The organism is Rhizobium sp. Root1334, from assembly GCF_001426665.1.
GTDB lineage: Bacteria > Pseudomonadota > Alphaproteobacteria > Rhizobiales > Rhizobiaceae > Pararhizobium.
In genome coordinates, this window is record NZ_LMEY01000006.1 from 120,462 (window position 1) to 136,309 (window position 15,848).

Genomic DNA, 15,848 nt, shown 5'->3' on the forward strand with positions numbered 1-15,848 from the left:
CGGTAAAAAAGGCAGGACGCGACGCCCCGCGACAAAAACCAATCATTAACCACGATGCGAAAGATCGCTTCATTTTGACACGGTTTGGCCACGCATTTCTCGGAACCTTAGCAAGGAAGGGAACGTTGTGAAGGCATATACATCATGCGAGATAGTAAAATGACCGTATCGACGACGAATATCTGGAAATCTGCAGCGGCCTCGGTGCGCGTACCGAAAAAGAGCCGCGATCGGCACCTGCATATCGGCTCGACTTTGCGTGACCTCTACTTCACGGAAGCCCCACTGAACGCAGATGGCACGTTGTCTGATCTTCTTGCAGATCTCGATGCTGCCGAACAACGCTCGACCAGAGACACGGACAGCTGAGTTTTAGCAATTGATCCGGAGCAAAAGATGGCGGCCACACGGCCGCCTTTTTTACACCCGTTCGCATTCAGACGGGTTTGTAAAAACAATAAAAGCCGGCGTCATTTCGGCGCCGGCTTTGCGAATACTCGTCAGTTTGGCGGCGTTGCCAGAACGATTCCACGCGGGTTGGCCTTGTAGGCCTCCTCGTCATAGGCAGCCTGGGTTTCCAGCTGCGCCTTGGTGAACGGCGAATAGATGGTCATCGTCCCCTTGGCATCGGCCATCACCTCAACGCTCTGCGCGCTCATCGCAACCGGCTTCTGCCCGATGCCGAGAAACCCACCGACATCGATCACATAGGCTTCGATCTTGCCGTTCTTGTCGAGAAGAATGTCGCCGATCTTGCCCACCTTGGTATCGTCGGCAACCTTGACCTCGATGCCGATAAGCTTTTCCGCACTGACCAAAGACGGATCGACCGGCTGCATTTCGTCAGGCGGCGTTGCGGCTGTGGTGGTCGTATCGACCGGCGGGGCGATGTCCGGATCGGACATCTGCGGTGTGGTGCCAATAGTAGGTGGCGTCGCTTCCGCTGCTTCATCGGTAATGACGGGAGCGTTTGCAGGCGCTGCGGCGCTGTCGTCCTCGGGTCCTGTCGCAGCGACACCATCCATGATGGCCGTTCGCTGGAATTCGGGGGCTGCCTGAAGATCTTCCTTGGTCGCCGAAACGACGATGATACGCTGGCCGTCCCTGTCCGACCAGGACACGCGGTCGAAACCGACCGCCACGTCCTTTTCGCCAATACCGAGGAACCCGCCAACACCGATCACCAACGCCTCGGCGCCGCCATTGGCGTTGATGACGACATCGTTGACGTCGCCGATGGCTTCGCCCTGTTCATCAGCGCCTGTATAGACGGTCTTGCCAAGGACCGAGGTTGCCAGAACCTGCTCTGGCGCGGCGGAAAAATATCCGGCCGGGCCCTTGCCCGGCGCCTGAGAGGTCGTGTTCGCGGTAGCAACCGGATCAGCGTTGATCGCGCCGCCTTCCTGCGCCCATGCGCCTGTGGTCAGCACTGTGAGCACTGTGGTTGTCAAGAACGCGGCAAGCGTGGTCGTCGCCATAAGAGTGCGGATCATTGTTGTACTCCTTCATGCAAGTCTGGGAGAAAGCCAGTTGGGCGGGAAAGCCAAGGGTTCAGCCGGCTGGGATTGCCTTGGACAACGGAACCGCGCGGATTTTGTTCCGTATTTCCGACCGCCGGCAGCGGGTGCCGGATGCGAAAATGGCACCCGGACGATAATCCGGGCGCCATTTGGTAACTTCAGAACCACTGCAATCAGTGGCGCGACCATTCGTCGATCTGGCGCTCGGCTTCCTCTTTTTCAACGCCATAGCGAACTTGAATCCGGCCAGCCAGTTCCTGGCGGCGGCCATTGATGACATCAAGGTCGTCATCCGTCAGCTTGCCCCACTGGGCCTGGGCCTTGCCCCGATATTCCTTCCATTTGCCTTCGATCATATCCCAATTCATGGTTGTCTCCTTTGGTTGAGCCTTGTTCGGCTGGGATTGAAAATGCTGCACAGGGGGACTTAGTTGCTCAACAGGCCCTGCTGGTCGCGTTTGCCCGCAACCAGGATCGGCGTGGCCGGCTCATCGAAGGTTATCTGGATGTCCAGTTCCTTCGAGGGTGTTATGGCCCAGGTGATCGTTGCGTCTTCAATATAGAGAGCCGGGTCGATAGCGGCACATTTGCCGTAGACGATCTTGTACTTGCTTCTGAAATCATTGAGCGACGGCTGCAGCAGTGCCTGGCATTCCTCGGCGGTTTCAAACCCGACCGCCGGCGCCGGTAGTTCCTTGCATTCAACATTGCCCTGGGTACACCCGACAAGCATCATGATCGCTGCGATATGTTCCATCGTCGTGCTCCCTGCACAATGAATGATGTGGCAGGGAAACGGGGTGGACGCCGGAGAAGTTCCGCAAATTTTGCCGGGAACATTTTTACCCCGGATAGCGTTTTGTCTCCGCGTCAAGGAATGCCTTGCGTGAGTTGGTGAACCCTGATACCCGCGACGGCCTCGGCCGCGCGCGCCCCAGAAAACCAAGACGTCCAAGGCATGATTTGCTGACGCACAGCAAAGGAATGCCTTCAATGTTGCGCCCGCCGCCTCCCCATTGGCTTTCCGAAGATTCAGGCATGAAAACCGTGTTGATCCACGGCATGGTCATGTCTCCGGTCTTCTGGAACTGTTTTACGCCTGGCATCGTCCGCGAAGGCCGCGCCGCCGCCTATCCGCTACCGGGCCACAGTCCTTGGAGACTCGACAATCTCACGCAAAGCCTGACCACAGCAGCGATCGTCAGAGCTTATGCCGAAGCGATCGAGCGGGACTACAATGGAGAACCGGTGACCCTGATTGGACATTCGACCGGCGGCTTCATCTCGCTTCTGCTTGCCCGGCATCGGCCGGACCTTGTCAACAACGTCATTCTCATGGGCGCCTTTGCCTGCGGCCGGTTTGAGGGGCAGGAGCGGCTGGCATCGCGAATCCTGCGCCTTCCCCTGTTCGGCCAGCACCTCTTCATCCGGTTGTTCACCCGGTGGATAGCAACACGGGAGGCCTTTCGGTGGGGATCCCTCGAATGTGTGTTCGACAAGACCGCCGGCTGGGAAACCGAAGAAACCATTGCGGCAATGGAACAGGTCCGCGAGCGTCTGTTGAATTCTCAGGCGGGTGAAATCGCCGCTTTCGTCTCCTGGATGTCGCAAACATCCATCGTAAACGAGCTACCCTTGATCGATGTGCCGGTGCTCAACATCATTGGCGGCCGTGATGCCATCGTGCCGCCTTTGCACCAGATCCATCTGTCCGGGCGCCTGCCCCGCGCTCATACCGTCATCCTCGACAAGGTCGGGCATCTGCCCATGGCCGAGGCTCGCGATAAGGTTGACCAGCTGATCGCCGCCTTTCTTCTGCTCGGGCCCCTGAGCCAAAATCGTAAGAGCAGCGCAAGGGGAAGGGCCGCGACTGTGCCGCTCGGCAATACTCTGCCACTGGGCCTTTAATGAAAATCTCACACGGGAACAAATGCCCGTGAGCGGCGTTACCGCAGCAGACCCCGTGCCTGGCACGGCCGAAACACGAAGAGGAAACAACATGCTCGGTACAATTCTCCTGATCGTCCTGGTGCTCTTGCTGATCGGCGCACTACCGAGTTGGGGCCACAGCCGCAATTGGGGATATGGACCGTCAGGTGGCCTCGGGCTGGTCGTAGTGATCCTCCTCATCCTCGTATTGATGGGCCGCATCTGATCTGCCCGCACCGTCGCTTTTTCGCCCATCAACACCCCTTGAAAAGGAACCAGTCATGAAAAAAATCCTCCTCGCAGCCGTTCTTATTCTTCCGCTCGCGGCTTGCACCCAGACCGAGAAGGGGGCCGGCATCGGCGCTGCATCCGGCGCCGTCATCGGAGGTGTGGCAACAGGCAATGTGCGCGGGGCAGCAGTCGGCGCTGCAGTCGGCGGCGTGGCCGGTGCCTTGATCGGTAATGCCAGCGAACCGGGCCGCTGTGTCTACCGCGACCGTTATGGCCGCCAATACACCGCATCCTGCTGATCAGACAGCAGAGATAAGCCACAACAGGAAAACGGGCTTCGGCCCGTTTTTTTGCGTCTGGAATACGCTGGAGTGAACGCCCACTGATCCTCTGCAGACCGCCGGTCACTTTTCCCTGCTATTGGTCTTGCAATAGGACCGCGCATCCGGATCGGTCATCGAGGCCTTTTTGCTAATTCCGCACCTATGGACGACCTGATGGCACGTCCCATCAAACGCTACACTTTTGAAGTGTTAACCAGCGCGCCGGGAATCCGCAACCTTTGCGGGCAAGGCTCCACACTTGACGAATCTATCCGCAAATGCTGGAGGAGAGCCTGAAAAATTCAGCCGCAAGCCAAGCCGTCAGATACCGGAACCAGTCATTCAGGTTGCCCAAGTGGTTTACGATCAGAAAAGGCTCTCATCAATGGTTTGCCGTTGAACAGCGCATTCTCGCGCCAGAAAATCGATGAGGGTGCGTACAGAGGGCAGCAGACCGCGCCGGGACGGAAATACCGCGTGCACGATACCTGACGCCGGGCGCCAATCTGGCAAGACGGGCACCAATGTGCCTGCGGCAAGATCCTGCCAGATCATCATGGTTGGCAGTTGAACGATCCCGGCTCCATCGAGTGCCGCGTCCCGCAGCGCTGTCATATCATCGGTCAGGAAGCGGGGGCGATGGGGAATTGCAACCTGCTCGCCATCCCGTCTTTCAAGCCGCCATTCATAAGTATTGGATACAGAGGTCCATGCTATGCTGGGCAATCCCCGCAGATCGGCTGGCGTTCCAAGCGGTCTTTCGAGAAATCCCGGCCGCGCGACGAGATATTGTGAACTATCGTCCAGTTTCCTCATCAGGAGATCGGTCTGCTCCAAGGGCGGGAAGCGCACGCGAATGCTGACGTCGAAACGTTCGCCGAGCACATCCACACGGCGGTTGGTGCTTTCCAGATGCAGTTCGACCTTTGGATAGGTCGTGAGAAATTTGGCGAACAGCGCACCGAATTGGAACGAAATGAGCGCGGTCGGACAACTGATCCGAACCACGCCCTGTGGCTCATCGCGGTGCTGTGCGATGAAAGCCGTTGCAGCCTCCGCCTCAACCAGAACCGCCAGACAGCGGTGGTAGTATTCGCGTCCGAGATCGGTGACTGAAAAATGGCGCGATGAACGTTGGATCAGGCGGACGCCCAGCCGCTCCTCGAGAAGCGCGATACGGCGGCTGAGTTTTGACTTCTGCACCCCCATGGCGCGTCCCGCTGGCGCAAAGCCACCATGGTCCACCACCTGGACGAAATAATAAAGGTCGTTCAGATCTTCCATCGTCCTATGAATAGAACGCTCCGTCGCCTTTGGCAATCTTCCGCGGCTTTCGTTGTTGATATATCCCTTCTCTACGCCACGGCGCGACGTGACGAGCTACGGCCCAAACCTCTAGCCACGAAAAGGAAATGTCCGATGACCAAGCCATATGTACGCCTCAACAAGGATGACGTTGCCGTTCTTCTCGTTGATCATCAAACCGGCCTGCTTTCTCTGGTACGGGATTTTGATCCGGACAAGTTCAAGAACAATGTGCTTGCGTTGGCCGATCTTGCAAAATATTTCAAACTCCCGACAATTCTCACGACCAGCTTTGAAAATGGCCCCAATGGCCCATTGGTGCCGGAACTCAAGGAAACATTCCCCGAAGCCCCGTACATTGCCCGGCCTGGCCAGATCAATGCCTGGGACAATGAGGAATTCGTCAAGGCAGTGAAGGCTACCGGCAAGAAGCAACTGCTTATCGCGGGCGTCGTTACCGAAGTCTGCGTCGCTTTTCCCGCATTGTCGGCCATCGAGGCAGGATTTGACGTGTTTGTCGTCACCGATGCCTCAGGGACTTTCAATGAAGTGACCCGCCATTCAGCCTGGGACCGCATGAGCGCAGCCGGTGCCCAACTGATGACGTGGTTCGGCGTCGCCTGTGAATTGCACCGCGACTGGCGCAACGACATCGAAGGTTTGGGCACACTGTTTGCAAACCACATTCCGGACTACCGCAACCTGATCACCAGCTACAACACGATGGCATCCGGCAAGTAACCCGGCGCCAGCTACTCCGGTAGGCAGTGGCATCCGCTGCCATGGAGATTGAAGCTTAAGAGCAATACGTCATGGCCTCCACCCCCGGTGGGGGCCATGACGGCTCAGGGCTGTTTGTTCGAGCCAATAGCAGCAAGTTGCTGCAACCTTGCTGCATCGGTTAACGTCACCGTTCACGTTTTCGGGTCAGCGCGCAAAATGCAATTGGGCATTTGCGACTTCAGGCCGGGCCGGGGAGGCTCTCCGCCGGTGTTGCCGTGATGCTGCTCTGGTAATGGCGGATCCCTGCCCGTGTGCCGGAAAACATGCGTGTGGCACCCAACTGTGCAGCAAAACCCGATGCGCGAACATAATCGAGCACCTCGGGATTAAGGTCCGCAAGCCATAGCTCAATACCCTGCCCCGCAAGATTACGCTCTCCCTCCATGATCATCTGAAGGGCCGAATACTCGATATCCACAACGCGACTGAGATCCATCAGCAAAATGCGTGGCTTTTCCTGATCGACCAGTTCGCGGATACGATCGCCGACCAACTGGGCATTCAAGAAGAAGAGGCGTCCCTCCGGCCGCAAGATCAGAAGGCCTTCGAAGGTTTCATCGTCCTGGCGCTCTGCCGTATGCGGCCGCAGCAAATCCTCCCCTCGCTTGCGGCCAATGATATGGAGACGTGGATTGGCGACCTGGCTTGCGAGACCAACCAGCGAAAGGATAATGGCAACGATGATGCCTTGCAGCGTACCGAAAAAAAGCACTCCCAAGAAAGCTGCCAACGCCCAGCGAAACTCCATGCGGCGGGCCTTGCGGATCGACATGAACTCTGCGGGGTTGATAAGGCCGATGGAGTAGACGATCACAATGGCTGCGAGCACGGCCTGCGGCAGCAATCCGAGCAACGGTGCAAGTACCAGCATCGTCGCAGCGGAAGCCGCCGCGGTGACCAACGACGCTTTCTGCGTAGATCCGCCCACAGCACGCACCACCGCCGTCTGCGACGTGCCGCCACCGGCCGGCATAGCGCCGAAACAGCCACCACCGAGATTGGCAAGGCCTGTGGCTACCAGTTCGCGGTTGGGCCGGATCGGTTGATCCCCGGGCACGGCAAACGCCCGTCCGGCGGCAATCGTCTCTGTGAAACTCATCAATGCGATACCGCTTGCACCAGGAAGCAATTGCAAAATGAGATCGGTATCTGGCAGGGTCAAGGACGGTAGTGCCTGAGGAATATGACCCACGATCGGCACGCCGCTGGCGCCGAGCCCAGCCATCCAGGACACAGCAATGCCTGCCCCGAGCACGGCGAGCGGCGCGGGGGAATGGGGCCACAGCCGTTCCAGCAGTAACAAGAGTGCAAGCGCGGTCACACCAATGCCCAGCGTGACGATCGATGCATGGGGCAAATCCTGCACGAAGTTCAGGATGTCGCGGAAAAAGCCCTGCTTGACGATATGAAGGCCGAACAGTTTCGGAAGCTGATCGAGAACGATCACCAGACCGATCCCCGCCTTGAAGCCGGTCAAGACCGACGAGGATATGAAGTTGGCAACAAAGCCCAACCTTAGAGCCGCCGCCGCCATGAGGAGCAGGCCCGTGAGCGCCGTCAACGTTGCCGTCGCCGTCAGCAACTGACCAGGCTCTCCGTCCGGCACGACGAGGGCAAGCTGGCTTGCCGTCAAAATAGCAAGGGTTGTCGTGGAGCTGACGCTCAGCACCCGGGAGCTACCCAGCAGCGCATAGACAATCATCGGCACGAAGGCCGTGTAAAGGCCGACGTTGACGGGCAAGCCCGCAACTGTTGCGTATGCCATCGCTTTCGGCAAGACAACCGCAGCAGCGGTCAGGCCCGCGATGATGTCCAGACGCAGCGTCCCGTCCGGCGGCAACGGCAATTGACCGGCATTCGGCACTGGAACCATTACTTTGCACCTCCATCAGTTTAACAGCGTCCGGCCGGCTGGCACGCCGTTGCCCGAGTTCACCTGTTGATAGTTCCAGTCGCTGCATTGGCAGGCTAGCTAACACCGAAATAGTGTAGTGTAACTATGTCGGCCCGAGGGCCGAAACTCGAATGGCAGAACCGCGACTTTTCCATTTGTTTCGTTCCGCGACAATGCTGAAAGGCCGTTGCGGGTGAACTACAGGAATTCAGGGGCTTAAGCGTATGTCAGAAAGCAAAAGGTCCAAGCCTAATGCGAAGAATATGAGACGATTTTTCTTCTCCACACTGCTACAGCAAATTCGCATTTTATGGCCTTTGTTCTCCGGAATCCTCGTTATTATCATTGGGTCTGGAATAGTTGTTGGATACATCGAAGACTGGCGAATAGATGAATCATTGTACTTCACTTTCGTCACTGGACTGACCATTGGCTACGGGGATTTCGTGCCCAAACACCTTGTGACCCGCCTATTGTCTCTGCTGATTGGCTTTTCCGGTATTGTCCTCACGGGCCTGGTGGCGGCCGTAGCCGTGCGGGCGCTCAATGCGACGGACGACGATAGAACAAAGTAGAAGGATATCTCGTCGATCTCGTAGCATGACGCCGAAACCCGATAGGCGCACCTAATCCCGGTGCTGCCCATAGTTTGTCAAACCCGTCAGTTGCACCACGCGATCCCACTGACGATCGGCGCAACGGGGGTGTCTCCGAGAACGGCAATGGCACTGCCGAGGGATGTCCCGGCCCCGCGTAAAAGGCCCGCAAATGAGCCTGCAGCCCCGCTCCGCCTGCTTTCTCAGCAAGGATTGGTCATCTTTTCGCCTTCGCGGCCACAACACCCGTTTTGACCAGCTTCAGTCCCCGTGCCTTTTCGTAGCCATGGATTTCTTTCACATCCAATTTGCGCATGAAGTCGATCGTCTCCTGTGTCAGGACCTGTCCCGGCACCATGATTGGAAAGCCTGGCGGATAAGGAATGACAAAGTTGGCCGAAACCATCTCCGGGCCTTCGCGCAAACGCCGGTCGCATTCCGCACCGATGAGCGGCACATATTCGCACACCGAAGCATCGTATGCCTTGAAGAAGGCGGTGCGCATGTCGCCCTCCGGTGTCGTCCGGCCAGCGTCGCCGCGGAAGGCCTCATGGAAGTGGCTGAAGTTGGGAAGATCAGGCACGTCCGTCATCAGCGATTTCACCCGCTTTGCGAACGTCGCACGTTCCCCCTCGCCGCCGTCGGCCAGACGTTTCTCGATCCCGCGGCATATCTCGACGAGAACGCGGACGAGATGCGCGACATCACTGCGCGTATTGTTGATATTCGATTGCAGCAGCACGCTGTTGCGGGATGTCTTGTTCAGCTGGATGCCGTACTCATTCGCCAGCAATCCCTTGAACTGGGTTCCATCAAAACCGGCAGTCCCGCAGACCAGTGTCATGCGGGTGGGATCAAGATAGAATTCATCTTCACGCATGGCCTTCACGACGGTGGCCCAGGTCGATCCAGGTGCCAGATGATCCTTGAAGCCGGACTGCCGATATATGCCGGGGATCATCTCATCGGCACCCAGAATGTGGAAGAACTTCGAGATCAGCGGATGCTCGTTCACCGCCCGGCGGATTTTGAGTGCAATCTCCAGGGCATTCATGACCAGGCCATAGCCCTCGAGCTCCATTTGCCGTCGGGCAACATCGAGACTGCCGATCAGCTGCTGGTTGGGGCTCGTCGAAGCGTGCGTGAACACCGCCTCATGAAACTGGGCTTCAACCGTGTGAAAGTCCACGTCTTTCACCAGCAGCATGGAGCCTTGCCGGATCGCCGACATGGATTTGTGCGTCGAGTTTGTCTGGTAAACGCGAAGGCGGACGAGGCGAGGGTCGGGGATCAGGTGGGCGGCAAGGAGGGCATCATCCGTCGGATTTTTGCCGAGCTCCGCTTGTTGCCGTTCATACTCCTTGATCGAGCCTGGAGCCCGCAACCATTCCTCAAGATCAGCTGCGGCTCCCATCGCGGTGCGCGGACGCAGAAACGGTGAGAACCGGGCAAACCCGGACCAAGCTTCATCCCACAGAAAAATCAGGTCAGGCTTAATAGCGAGGCACTCCTGCATCACTCGCCGGACGTTGTACATGTGTCCATCGAAGGTGCAGTTGGTGAGATCCAGCAGCCGCAACCGGTCGAGACGTCCCTCCGCTCTCAAGGCGAGCAGCGCGCGTTTGATCGTGGCGAGCGGGACGGCCCCATACATCGAGTATTCCGTCATCGGGAAGGCTTCGACGTAATATGGCTGCGCGCCTGTCAACACCATGCCGTAGTGGTGCGATTTATGGCAGTTGCGATCGACAATCGCGATATCGCCAGGCGCCAGAAGCGCCTGCACTGCCATCTTGTTGGAGGTGGACGTACCGTTCGTCACAAAGAAGACGTGGTCGGCGCCGAAGGCGCGCGCCGCCATCTCCTGTGAGCGCTTGATGGTGCCGGTTGGCTCAAGGAGGCTATCGAGGCCGCCCGTCGTCGCACTGCTTTCGGCCAGAAACAGGTTGAGCCCATAAAACTCGCCCATGTCGCGGATCCAGCCGGATTTGAAGACCGACTTGCCGCGGGCGATGGGCAGCGCGTGAAATGTACCGATCGGCCGGCGGGCATACTTCTTCAAGTTGTCGAAGAACGGCGTCTCGTAACGCGCCTGCACACCTTCGAGAATGGCAAGGTGCATCTCGAGCGGTTCTTCGACCGCGTAAAAGACCCGGCGGACCGCATCGGCCGCAGGGTCACCGGCAATTTTTTCGACCTGCCGGTCGGAGAGTAAATAGATGTCGAGTTCAGGCCGGATGCGCTTGAGGGAGCGTGCGAGGCGCAAAGCTGACATGTCCGGCCCCTCCTCTTCCCCCAGCGGATCGAGCACGGAGCGAAGGATTGGCGCATCATGACGGGAACGATAGGGAAACCCCTCGGCGAGAACCACGGAAATGATATCAGGGTTCAATGCCGCTGCACAAAAGGCGTCTTCGAAGGAGCCCACCAGAATTGGCTCGTAAACAAAGGGATCCTCAGGCCTGCGCAGTTTGCGGAGTTCTGTCGCGAGTGCCGGCCATCGCGCCGCCGGCTGACTATTGACGTACAGCACTTCGAAATAGGGCCGGCGACCGCCAGCCTCAGCCGTGCCGTGGGGTAGCACATCTGCGACCTCGGTGGTGGAAAGTTCTTCATGAACGTCCCACTCGCTCAAACGCTCGCGGTAAGCATGCGTGAGCAACCCGTTTGAAATGCGGCGTGCGAGCATTGCCGCCCCACCCGCATCGTTCGTGGCAATGCGCTCCGCCAAGGCTGCGAGCAACCGTGCACCAGGATAAGCGTGATACTCCTCTGCCGCCGCACCAGCAGCGATCGCGGCTTCCAGCGCCGCGCGCTCGCCGCGATGAGACGCCCAGGCATCGGCCAACGTGGTGATTTCCCGCCAGCAGTCGTTACGCACTGAATGGATGAGCAGAAATTGATCGATATGTGTGGTCTCATTTTCCATCTGATGCTCCCAACTTGTCCAGATGCTGACCATGCCACCTATTTTCTACGATGACGGGTCGTCGCCACAATTCGTATTAAGGTTGCAGTCAGGCCACTAAGCAACGAGCATCACGATGACCATTCCCCAGATCGTCAGGAGTGTGTTGCCGATGGCGTATGTGACTGTGTAGCCCAGAGCCGGCACCTGGCTTTTGGCAGAATCTGTGATCATGCCCAGAGCGGCCGTGGTGGTGCGGGCACCTGCGCACGCCCCGAACAAAATGGCCGGATCGAATTTGAACAGATACCTGCCTGTGTACATTGCCAGTATCAACGGGATCGTGGTGGCGAGCACGCCCCATAAGAAGAGGCTGACGCCGAGTTCCTTGAGCCCAGCCACGAAGCCGGGTCCAGCGCTGATACCAACGACTGCGATGAAGATGTTCAGCCCAACCGAATTCATGAACCATACGGTCGATGAGGGTATCCGCCCAAATGTCGGATGCACCGATCTCAGCCAGCCGAAGACCAGACCGGCTATCAAAGCTCCCCCTGCTGTCGACAAGGTCAGAGGCACACCGGCGATGTTAAGGACGAGCGAACCTATCAGCGCACCCAAGGTAATCGCAGCACCGATGAAAGCAACATCGGCAACGTCGGTCGCACGATCGGCATAGCCGATATTTGTCGTCGCCGCGGCAATGTCCTTCGACCGGCCGACAAGCGTGAGGATGTCGCCGCGATGGATCGTCGTGTTGGGCAGGATCGGGATCACCGCAGCGGTCGCGCCTCGAACGATTTTTCGCAGGAAGATACCGCGAGCAAGCGGTAGTTTGGCAATCTCCGACAGCTGTTTGCCATCAAGCTCCTTGCTCGTGACATAGACATCGACGCCTTCGGCGGGAACATTCAGCAGTTCGGGATCATTGATCTCTTCCGCCTCACGGCCGAGCACGTCGACAAGGACATCCCGGGGGCCGACCAGGGCGACGATGTCGCCGGCTTGCAAGGTTGTCTCCGCAGTGGCTTCCTGAATAGTACCGTTTCGACGGAATCGCTCTATGAAGACCCGTGCATTGGGCACGAGAGCCTCGGCCTGTGTCGCGGTGAGGCCGACGACGGGACCATCGGGTTTGATCCGATATGCCCTCAGCTCGAAGCGATGCCATGCCGATCCTGCCCCGCCCAATTCGGCTGCAGCACTGTGGCGGGTTTCATAGTCTTTACACGCGGCAGCGAGGTCGATCCCGAGAAGCCGGGGACCGATGAGAGCCAGGATGACGGCCGAACCCGCCGTGCCGAATATATAGGTCACCGCATAGGCAATCGGCATCGCATTCAGTGTTGTAGCGGCCTGATCCGGTGGCATACCAAGGCGGTTGATCGCGTCGGTAGCAAGCCCCATAGAAGCGGAGATCGTTTGCGTTCCTGCATAAAGACCGGCCGCGGAGCCAACATCATAACCCGCCAACATGGCGATGATGACCGGAACCGCCAGGCAGTAAATGCAGACGACCACGGCAAAGGCGGCTTGCGGCAAACCGTCGGAAGCGATACCGCGAACAAACTGCGGGCCGACCCCGTATCCCACAGCGAACAGGAACATCAGAAAGAAAACTGACTTCACATTCGGCGAAATGACGATTCCCAACTGACCGATGACCACGGCGGCAAGCAGTGTCGAGGTGACGGCTCCAAGGCCCAGCCCCTTGTAGGTAAACTTGCCAACGAAGTATCCAATCGCGAGTGACAGGAAGAGGGCAATTTCCGGGTACTTTTGTAGCGTCGCGGTGAACCATTCGAACATGACGGTATGATCTCCTGAGCAGGGCTATACGGCAGGTGAGCGTGTTTCCTCGATCAAGGTTGCGCCATCTCTCCCTTGGAGGCTCGATAGGCCTGCAGATAGCCGCGTGCTACCGCCCGTATTGCGCGTCCGATAGCGTCGTATGCTTCGTCAGGCAGGTTGGCGAAGGATACGCGCACCGACCAGTTTGCTGCCTGGAAACCGGATCCGTTGAGAACCACGATCCCGTGGTCTTCGGCGAGCTTGAAGGCGATGTCCAGCGGATGGATGTTCTCCTTGACCCAGTCGGTGACTTCATCGCCGACATACTTCCGTGCCCAGAATTCATAGTCGATGATGCCGTAGTACCGGTCGAAATAAGGCCTGGCCTGGAATTCGATCCCCATACCGTTCATTAGCCTGTCGAAGCGGCGTTGGCAGATGGCCATGCACGCCTTCTGATAGATCTTGTCGACATCCATCATTTCCACGAGGCCAAACAGTGACATCATCACCTGTTGCGGAAGCGAAAGGCCCGCAGTGTGATTGAGTGCCACATCGCGGCTGTCGGCAACGATGCGATCAATGAACTTCAGGTCGCGTGGCGTCAGCGTCAGCGCCTGATAGCGCTTGTCGAGGATTTTCTGCGTGGCTTCGGGATGATTACGGATCATCTTGTCGAAGATGTTGTCCTGGGCCACGGCAACGACCCCGAGACGCCAACCCGTGCAGCCGAAGTATTTCGAGTAGGAATAGACGCCGATGGTGTTGTGTGGCAGGTGGCCCATCACAGATTCGAAATTCGGCACGAAGGTGCCGTAAACATCATCCGTCAGGACCATCAAATCTGGACGTTTCGTCTTCACGAACTTGACCAGACGATCCATTGTCTCGGGATCCATGGCCACAGCCGATGGATTCCCGGGATTGACGATGAAAAGCGCCTTGACCGTCTTGTCCTCAAGCGGCTTCAGATCATCATCCGTGAGCTGAAAGCGGTCCTCGGCATCGGCCGAAATGTGTATCTGCTTCAGCGCATAATCTTCCAGATGCGGCATCTCCAGATAGGGCGTAAAGATCGGTGTGACCATCGCGATCGTATCGCCGGAGTTCAGCAGCCGTGCATTCTTCAGGGCCTTGAAGATATAGCACATGGCGGCTGTGCCGCCCTCGACGGGGTATAGATCGAATTTGGCTGTGGGACGATGGCCCGCGCACATGGCCCACATCAGATATTCGTGGGTAATGGCTTCGTTGTGCACCAGGGAACGGTCGGGTACGGGATAGTGGTCGCCCATAATTGAATCGGTCAACTCATTGACGAACTTGTCGGGTTCGAAGGCGAACTTCTGGATTGCAAAATCCACGATCGCCTCCAACGTCTCGGCGCCGGGCGTGTCGGGATCGCCCTTGCGCTTTTGCACCCAGGCTTTCAGACGGCTGTGGCACCCGTCTGTGGGAGGCATGCCGGCAAGGCCGGCAGTTTCATCGTGGAAAACCCGTTTGGACTCGGTGAGCGCGAATTGCCCTAGCAGAAAGAATGCCTCGCGCGCCCGCGTTGCGACCCAGTTCGGGTTTCCGCGCCCGGCGTTCAGATACGTGCGCCCGGCTTTGTCAGCTTGCGCCAAACGGATGAGTTCATCCTTGATTTCAAATGGGCTGAGGTCTTCGAATTTGGCGTAGATACCGGCGTTGGCCATGACCTTATCCTTCTTGTAGCACAGCGCATTCCAATCGCGGAGCGTGGAGGCGTTGTTCCCGTGAACTTGCAGGACGATCCGTTGAATGCAGGTGATATGGAAGTAGGTTACGCTGTAGTCCGGGGTAGAATACGTTGGGAAACCGGTCTGCTCGGTCGACACGCGACGCCGAACCGCACAGCCTTTGCACACGCTTTGCGGCTACCCGCCACCAGGCCGGATAACCAATACTAGGGATGTTCCCGTATGTTACTTCTGGCGTGCTCTACCAGAGCTTATTCTGACGCTACCAACAATCCGGAGCCGCTGACATGCCGCAGAACCCTCTCGATCCGAACGCCCCCGTTCCCAGTGCGGACGAACTGCGCAGGGAGATGCTTGAGAAGCAGCTTAACGAGATGGAGCGAGAGGACAAAATCAGGGACCTCAAGCGTGAACAACTCGCAAAATTCACCGACGAGTTCTTCAACAAGCATGTCGGCGAGCAGGAACGGTCGATCATCCGCAACGTCGTTTCGCGGGCAGTGAAAGATGGCAAGATGGAAGCTATGGTCTATAGCTTCCCTTCCGACTTCTGCACCGACAGCGGCCGCGCCATCAATAACGCCGATCCCGATTGGCCCCAAACCCTGCAGGGCAAGGCCAAGGAGCTCTTCGACCGCTTCAAGGAAGTGGCGCAGCCGCAGGGTTACCGCCTGAAGGCCATGGTGATCAATTTCCCCAACGGCGTCCCCGGCGACATCGGGTTTTATCTCAACTGGGAACCACCGGTCGCCTGACGCGGTGCGTCGGCGCCAATTCTCCGAGCTACCGGCATGCCCCGGCCGCAGCACGCTCTATCACCGGGGTCCAGATCGACGCGGTTTTCACT

At 58.1% G+C, this 15,848-nt stretch carries 15 protein-coding genes; 7 read left to right on the forward strand and 8 right to left on the reverse strand.

The window, feature by feature from the left end:
• Positions 1-144 precede the first annotated feature (144 nt).
• The gene (locus tag ASD36_RS11270) at positions 145-369 is read left to right on the forward strand and encodes a hypothetical protein (protein WP_156393833.1); all 225 of its coding nucleotides are present in this window, start codon (positions 145-147) and stop codon (positions 367-369) included.
• A 131-nt stretch (positions 370-500) separates the two neighbouring features.
• On the opposite strand, the gene ASD36_RS11275 is transcribed toward ASD36_RS11270, so the two are convergent.
• The 3 genes from ASD36_RS11275 to ASD36_RS11285 form a co-directional block, all read right to left on the reverse strand.
• Complete coding sequence (locus ASD36_RS11275; RefSeq protein WP_060510346.1) at positions 501-1,493, reverse strand: PRC-barrel domain-containing protein; 993 nt, start codon at positions 1,491-1,493, stop codon at positions 501-503.
• Between the two features lie 200 nt (positions 1,494-1,693).
• Positions 1,694-1,888 carry a CsbD family protein gene (locus tag ASD36_RS11280; RefSeq protein WP_060510348.1) on the reverse strand — a complete coding sequence of 65 codons (195 nt, stop codon included), beginning with the start codon at positions 1,886-1,888 and terminating at the stop codon, positions 1,694-1,696.
• Positions 1,889-1,947: 59 nt separating this feature from the next.
• A complete protein-coding gene (locus ASD36_RS11285; protein ID WP_060510350.1) occupies positions 1,948-2,277 on the reverse strand; it encodes a hypothetical protein in 330 nt (109 codons plus the stop codon).
• A gap of 281 nt (positions 2,278-2,558) precedes the next feature.
• Here ASD36_RS11285 and ASD36_RS11290 point away from each other — a divergent pair, with 281 nt between their 5' ends.
• From ASD36_RS11290 to ASD36_RS11295, 3 genes are all read left to right on the forward strand, one after another.
• Positions 2,559-3,428 carry an alpha/beta hydrolase gene (locus ASD36_RS11290; RefSeq protein ID WP_162252455.1) on the forward strand — a complete coding sequence of 290 codons (870 nt, stop codon included), beginning with the start codon at positions 2,559-2,561 and terminating at the stop codon, positions 3,426-3,428.
• Between the two features lie 91 nt (positions 3,429-3,519).
• Positions 3,520-3,675, forward strand: coding sequence for a DUF3309 family protein (locus ASD36_RS29910; RefSeq protein WP_081927957.1), 156 nt, complete (start codon positions 3,520-3,522; stop codon positions 3,673-3,675).
• 55 nt (positions 3,676-3,730) lie between these two features.
• Positions 3,731-3,979, forward strand: coding sequence for a YMGG-like glycine zipper-containing protein (locus tag ASD36_RS11295; RefSeq protein ID WP_060510354.1), 249 nt, complete (start codon positions 3,731-3,733; stop codon positions 3,977-3,979).
• A gap of 390 nt (positions 3,980-4,369) precedes the next feature.
• On the opposite strand, the gene ASD36_RS11300 is transcribed toward ASD36_RS11295, so the two are convergent.
• The gene (locus ASD36_RS11300) at positions 4,370-5,287 is read right to left on the reverse strand and encodes a LysR substrate-binding domain-containing protein (protein ID WP_060510355.1); all 918 of its coding nucleotides are present in this window, start codon (positions 5,285-5,287) and stop codon (positions 4,370-4,372) included.
• Positions 5,288-5,422: 135 nt separating this feature from the next.
• Here ASD36_RS11300 and ycaC point away from each other — a divergent pair, with 135 nt between their 5' ends.
• On the forward strand, positions 5,423-6,049 hold the full coding sequence (ycaC, locus tag ASD36_RS11305) for an isochorismate family cysteine hydrolase YcaC (protein ID WP_060510357.1): 627 nt from the start codon (positions 5,423-5,425) through the stop codon (positions 6,047-6,049).
• A 220-nt stretch (positions 6,050-6,269) separates the two neighbouring features.
• Here the strand turns inward: ycaC and ASD36_RS11310 are convergent, their stop codons facing one another.
• On the reverse strand, positions 6,270-7,964 hold the full coding sequence (locus ASD36_RS11310; RefSeq protein ID WP_060510359.1) for a SulP family inorganic anion transporter: 1,695 nt from the start codon (positions 7,962-7,964) through the stop codon (positions 6,270-6,272).
• A gap of 245 nt (positions 7,965-8,209) precedes the next feature.
• Between ASD36_RS11310 and ASD36_RS11315 the strand changes: the two genes are divergently transcribed.
• A complete protein-coding gene (locus ASD36_RS11315; RefSeq protein WP_244489792.1) occupies positions 8,210-8,560 on the forward strand; it encodes a potassium channel family protein in 351 nt (116 codons plus the stop codon).
• Between the two features lie 238 nt (positions 8,561-8,798).
• Here ASD36_RS11315 and ASD36_RS11320 read toward each other — a convergent pair whose 3' ends face one another.
• From ASD36_RS11320 to ASD36_RS11330, 3 genes are all read right to left on the reverse strand, one after another.
• Positions 8,799-11,510 (reverse strand): decarboxylase, encoded by a 2,712-nt coding sequence (locus ASD36_RS11320; RefSeq protein ID WP_060510361.1) that lies wholly within the window; start codon positions 11,508-11,510, stop codon positions 8,799-8,801.
• A gap of 96 nt (positions 11,511-11,606) precedes the next feature.
• Positions 11,607-13,298 (reverse strand): aspartate-alanine antiporter, encoded by a 1,692-nt coding sequence (gene aspT, locus ASD36_RS11325; protein ID WP_060510363.1) that lies wholly within the window; start codon positions 13,296-13,298, stop codon positions 11,607-11,609.
• Positions 13,299-13,351: 53 nt separating this feature from the next.
• On the reverse strand, positions 13,352-14,977 hold the full coding sequence (locus ASD36_RS11330) for a bifunctional aspartate transaminase/aspartate 4-decarboxylase (RefSeq protein ID WP_060510365.1): 1,626 nt from the start codon (positions 14,975-14,977) through the stop codon (positions 13,352-13,354).
• A 311-nt stretch (positions 14,978-15,288) separates the two neighbouring features.
• Here ASD36_RS11330 and ASD36_RS11335 point away from each other — a divergent pair, with 311 nt between their 5' ends.
• Entirely contained in the window at positions 15,289-15,756 is a 468-nt protein-coding gene (locus tag ASD36_RS11335) for a hypothetical protein (protein WP_060510367.1), read from the forward strand.
• The last annotated feature ends 92 nt before the right edge of the window (positions 15,757-15,848 follow it).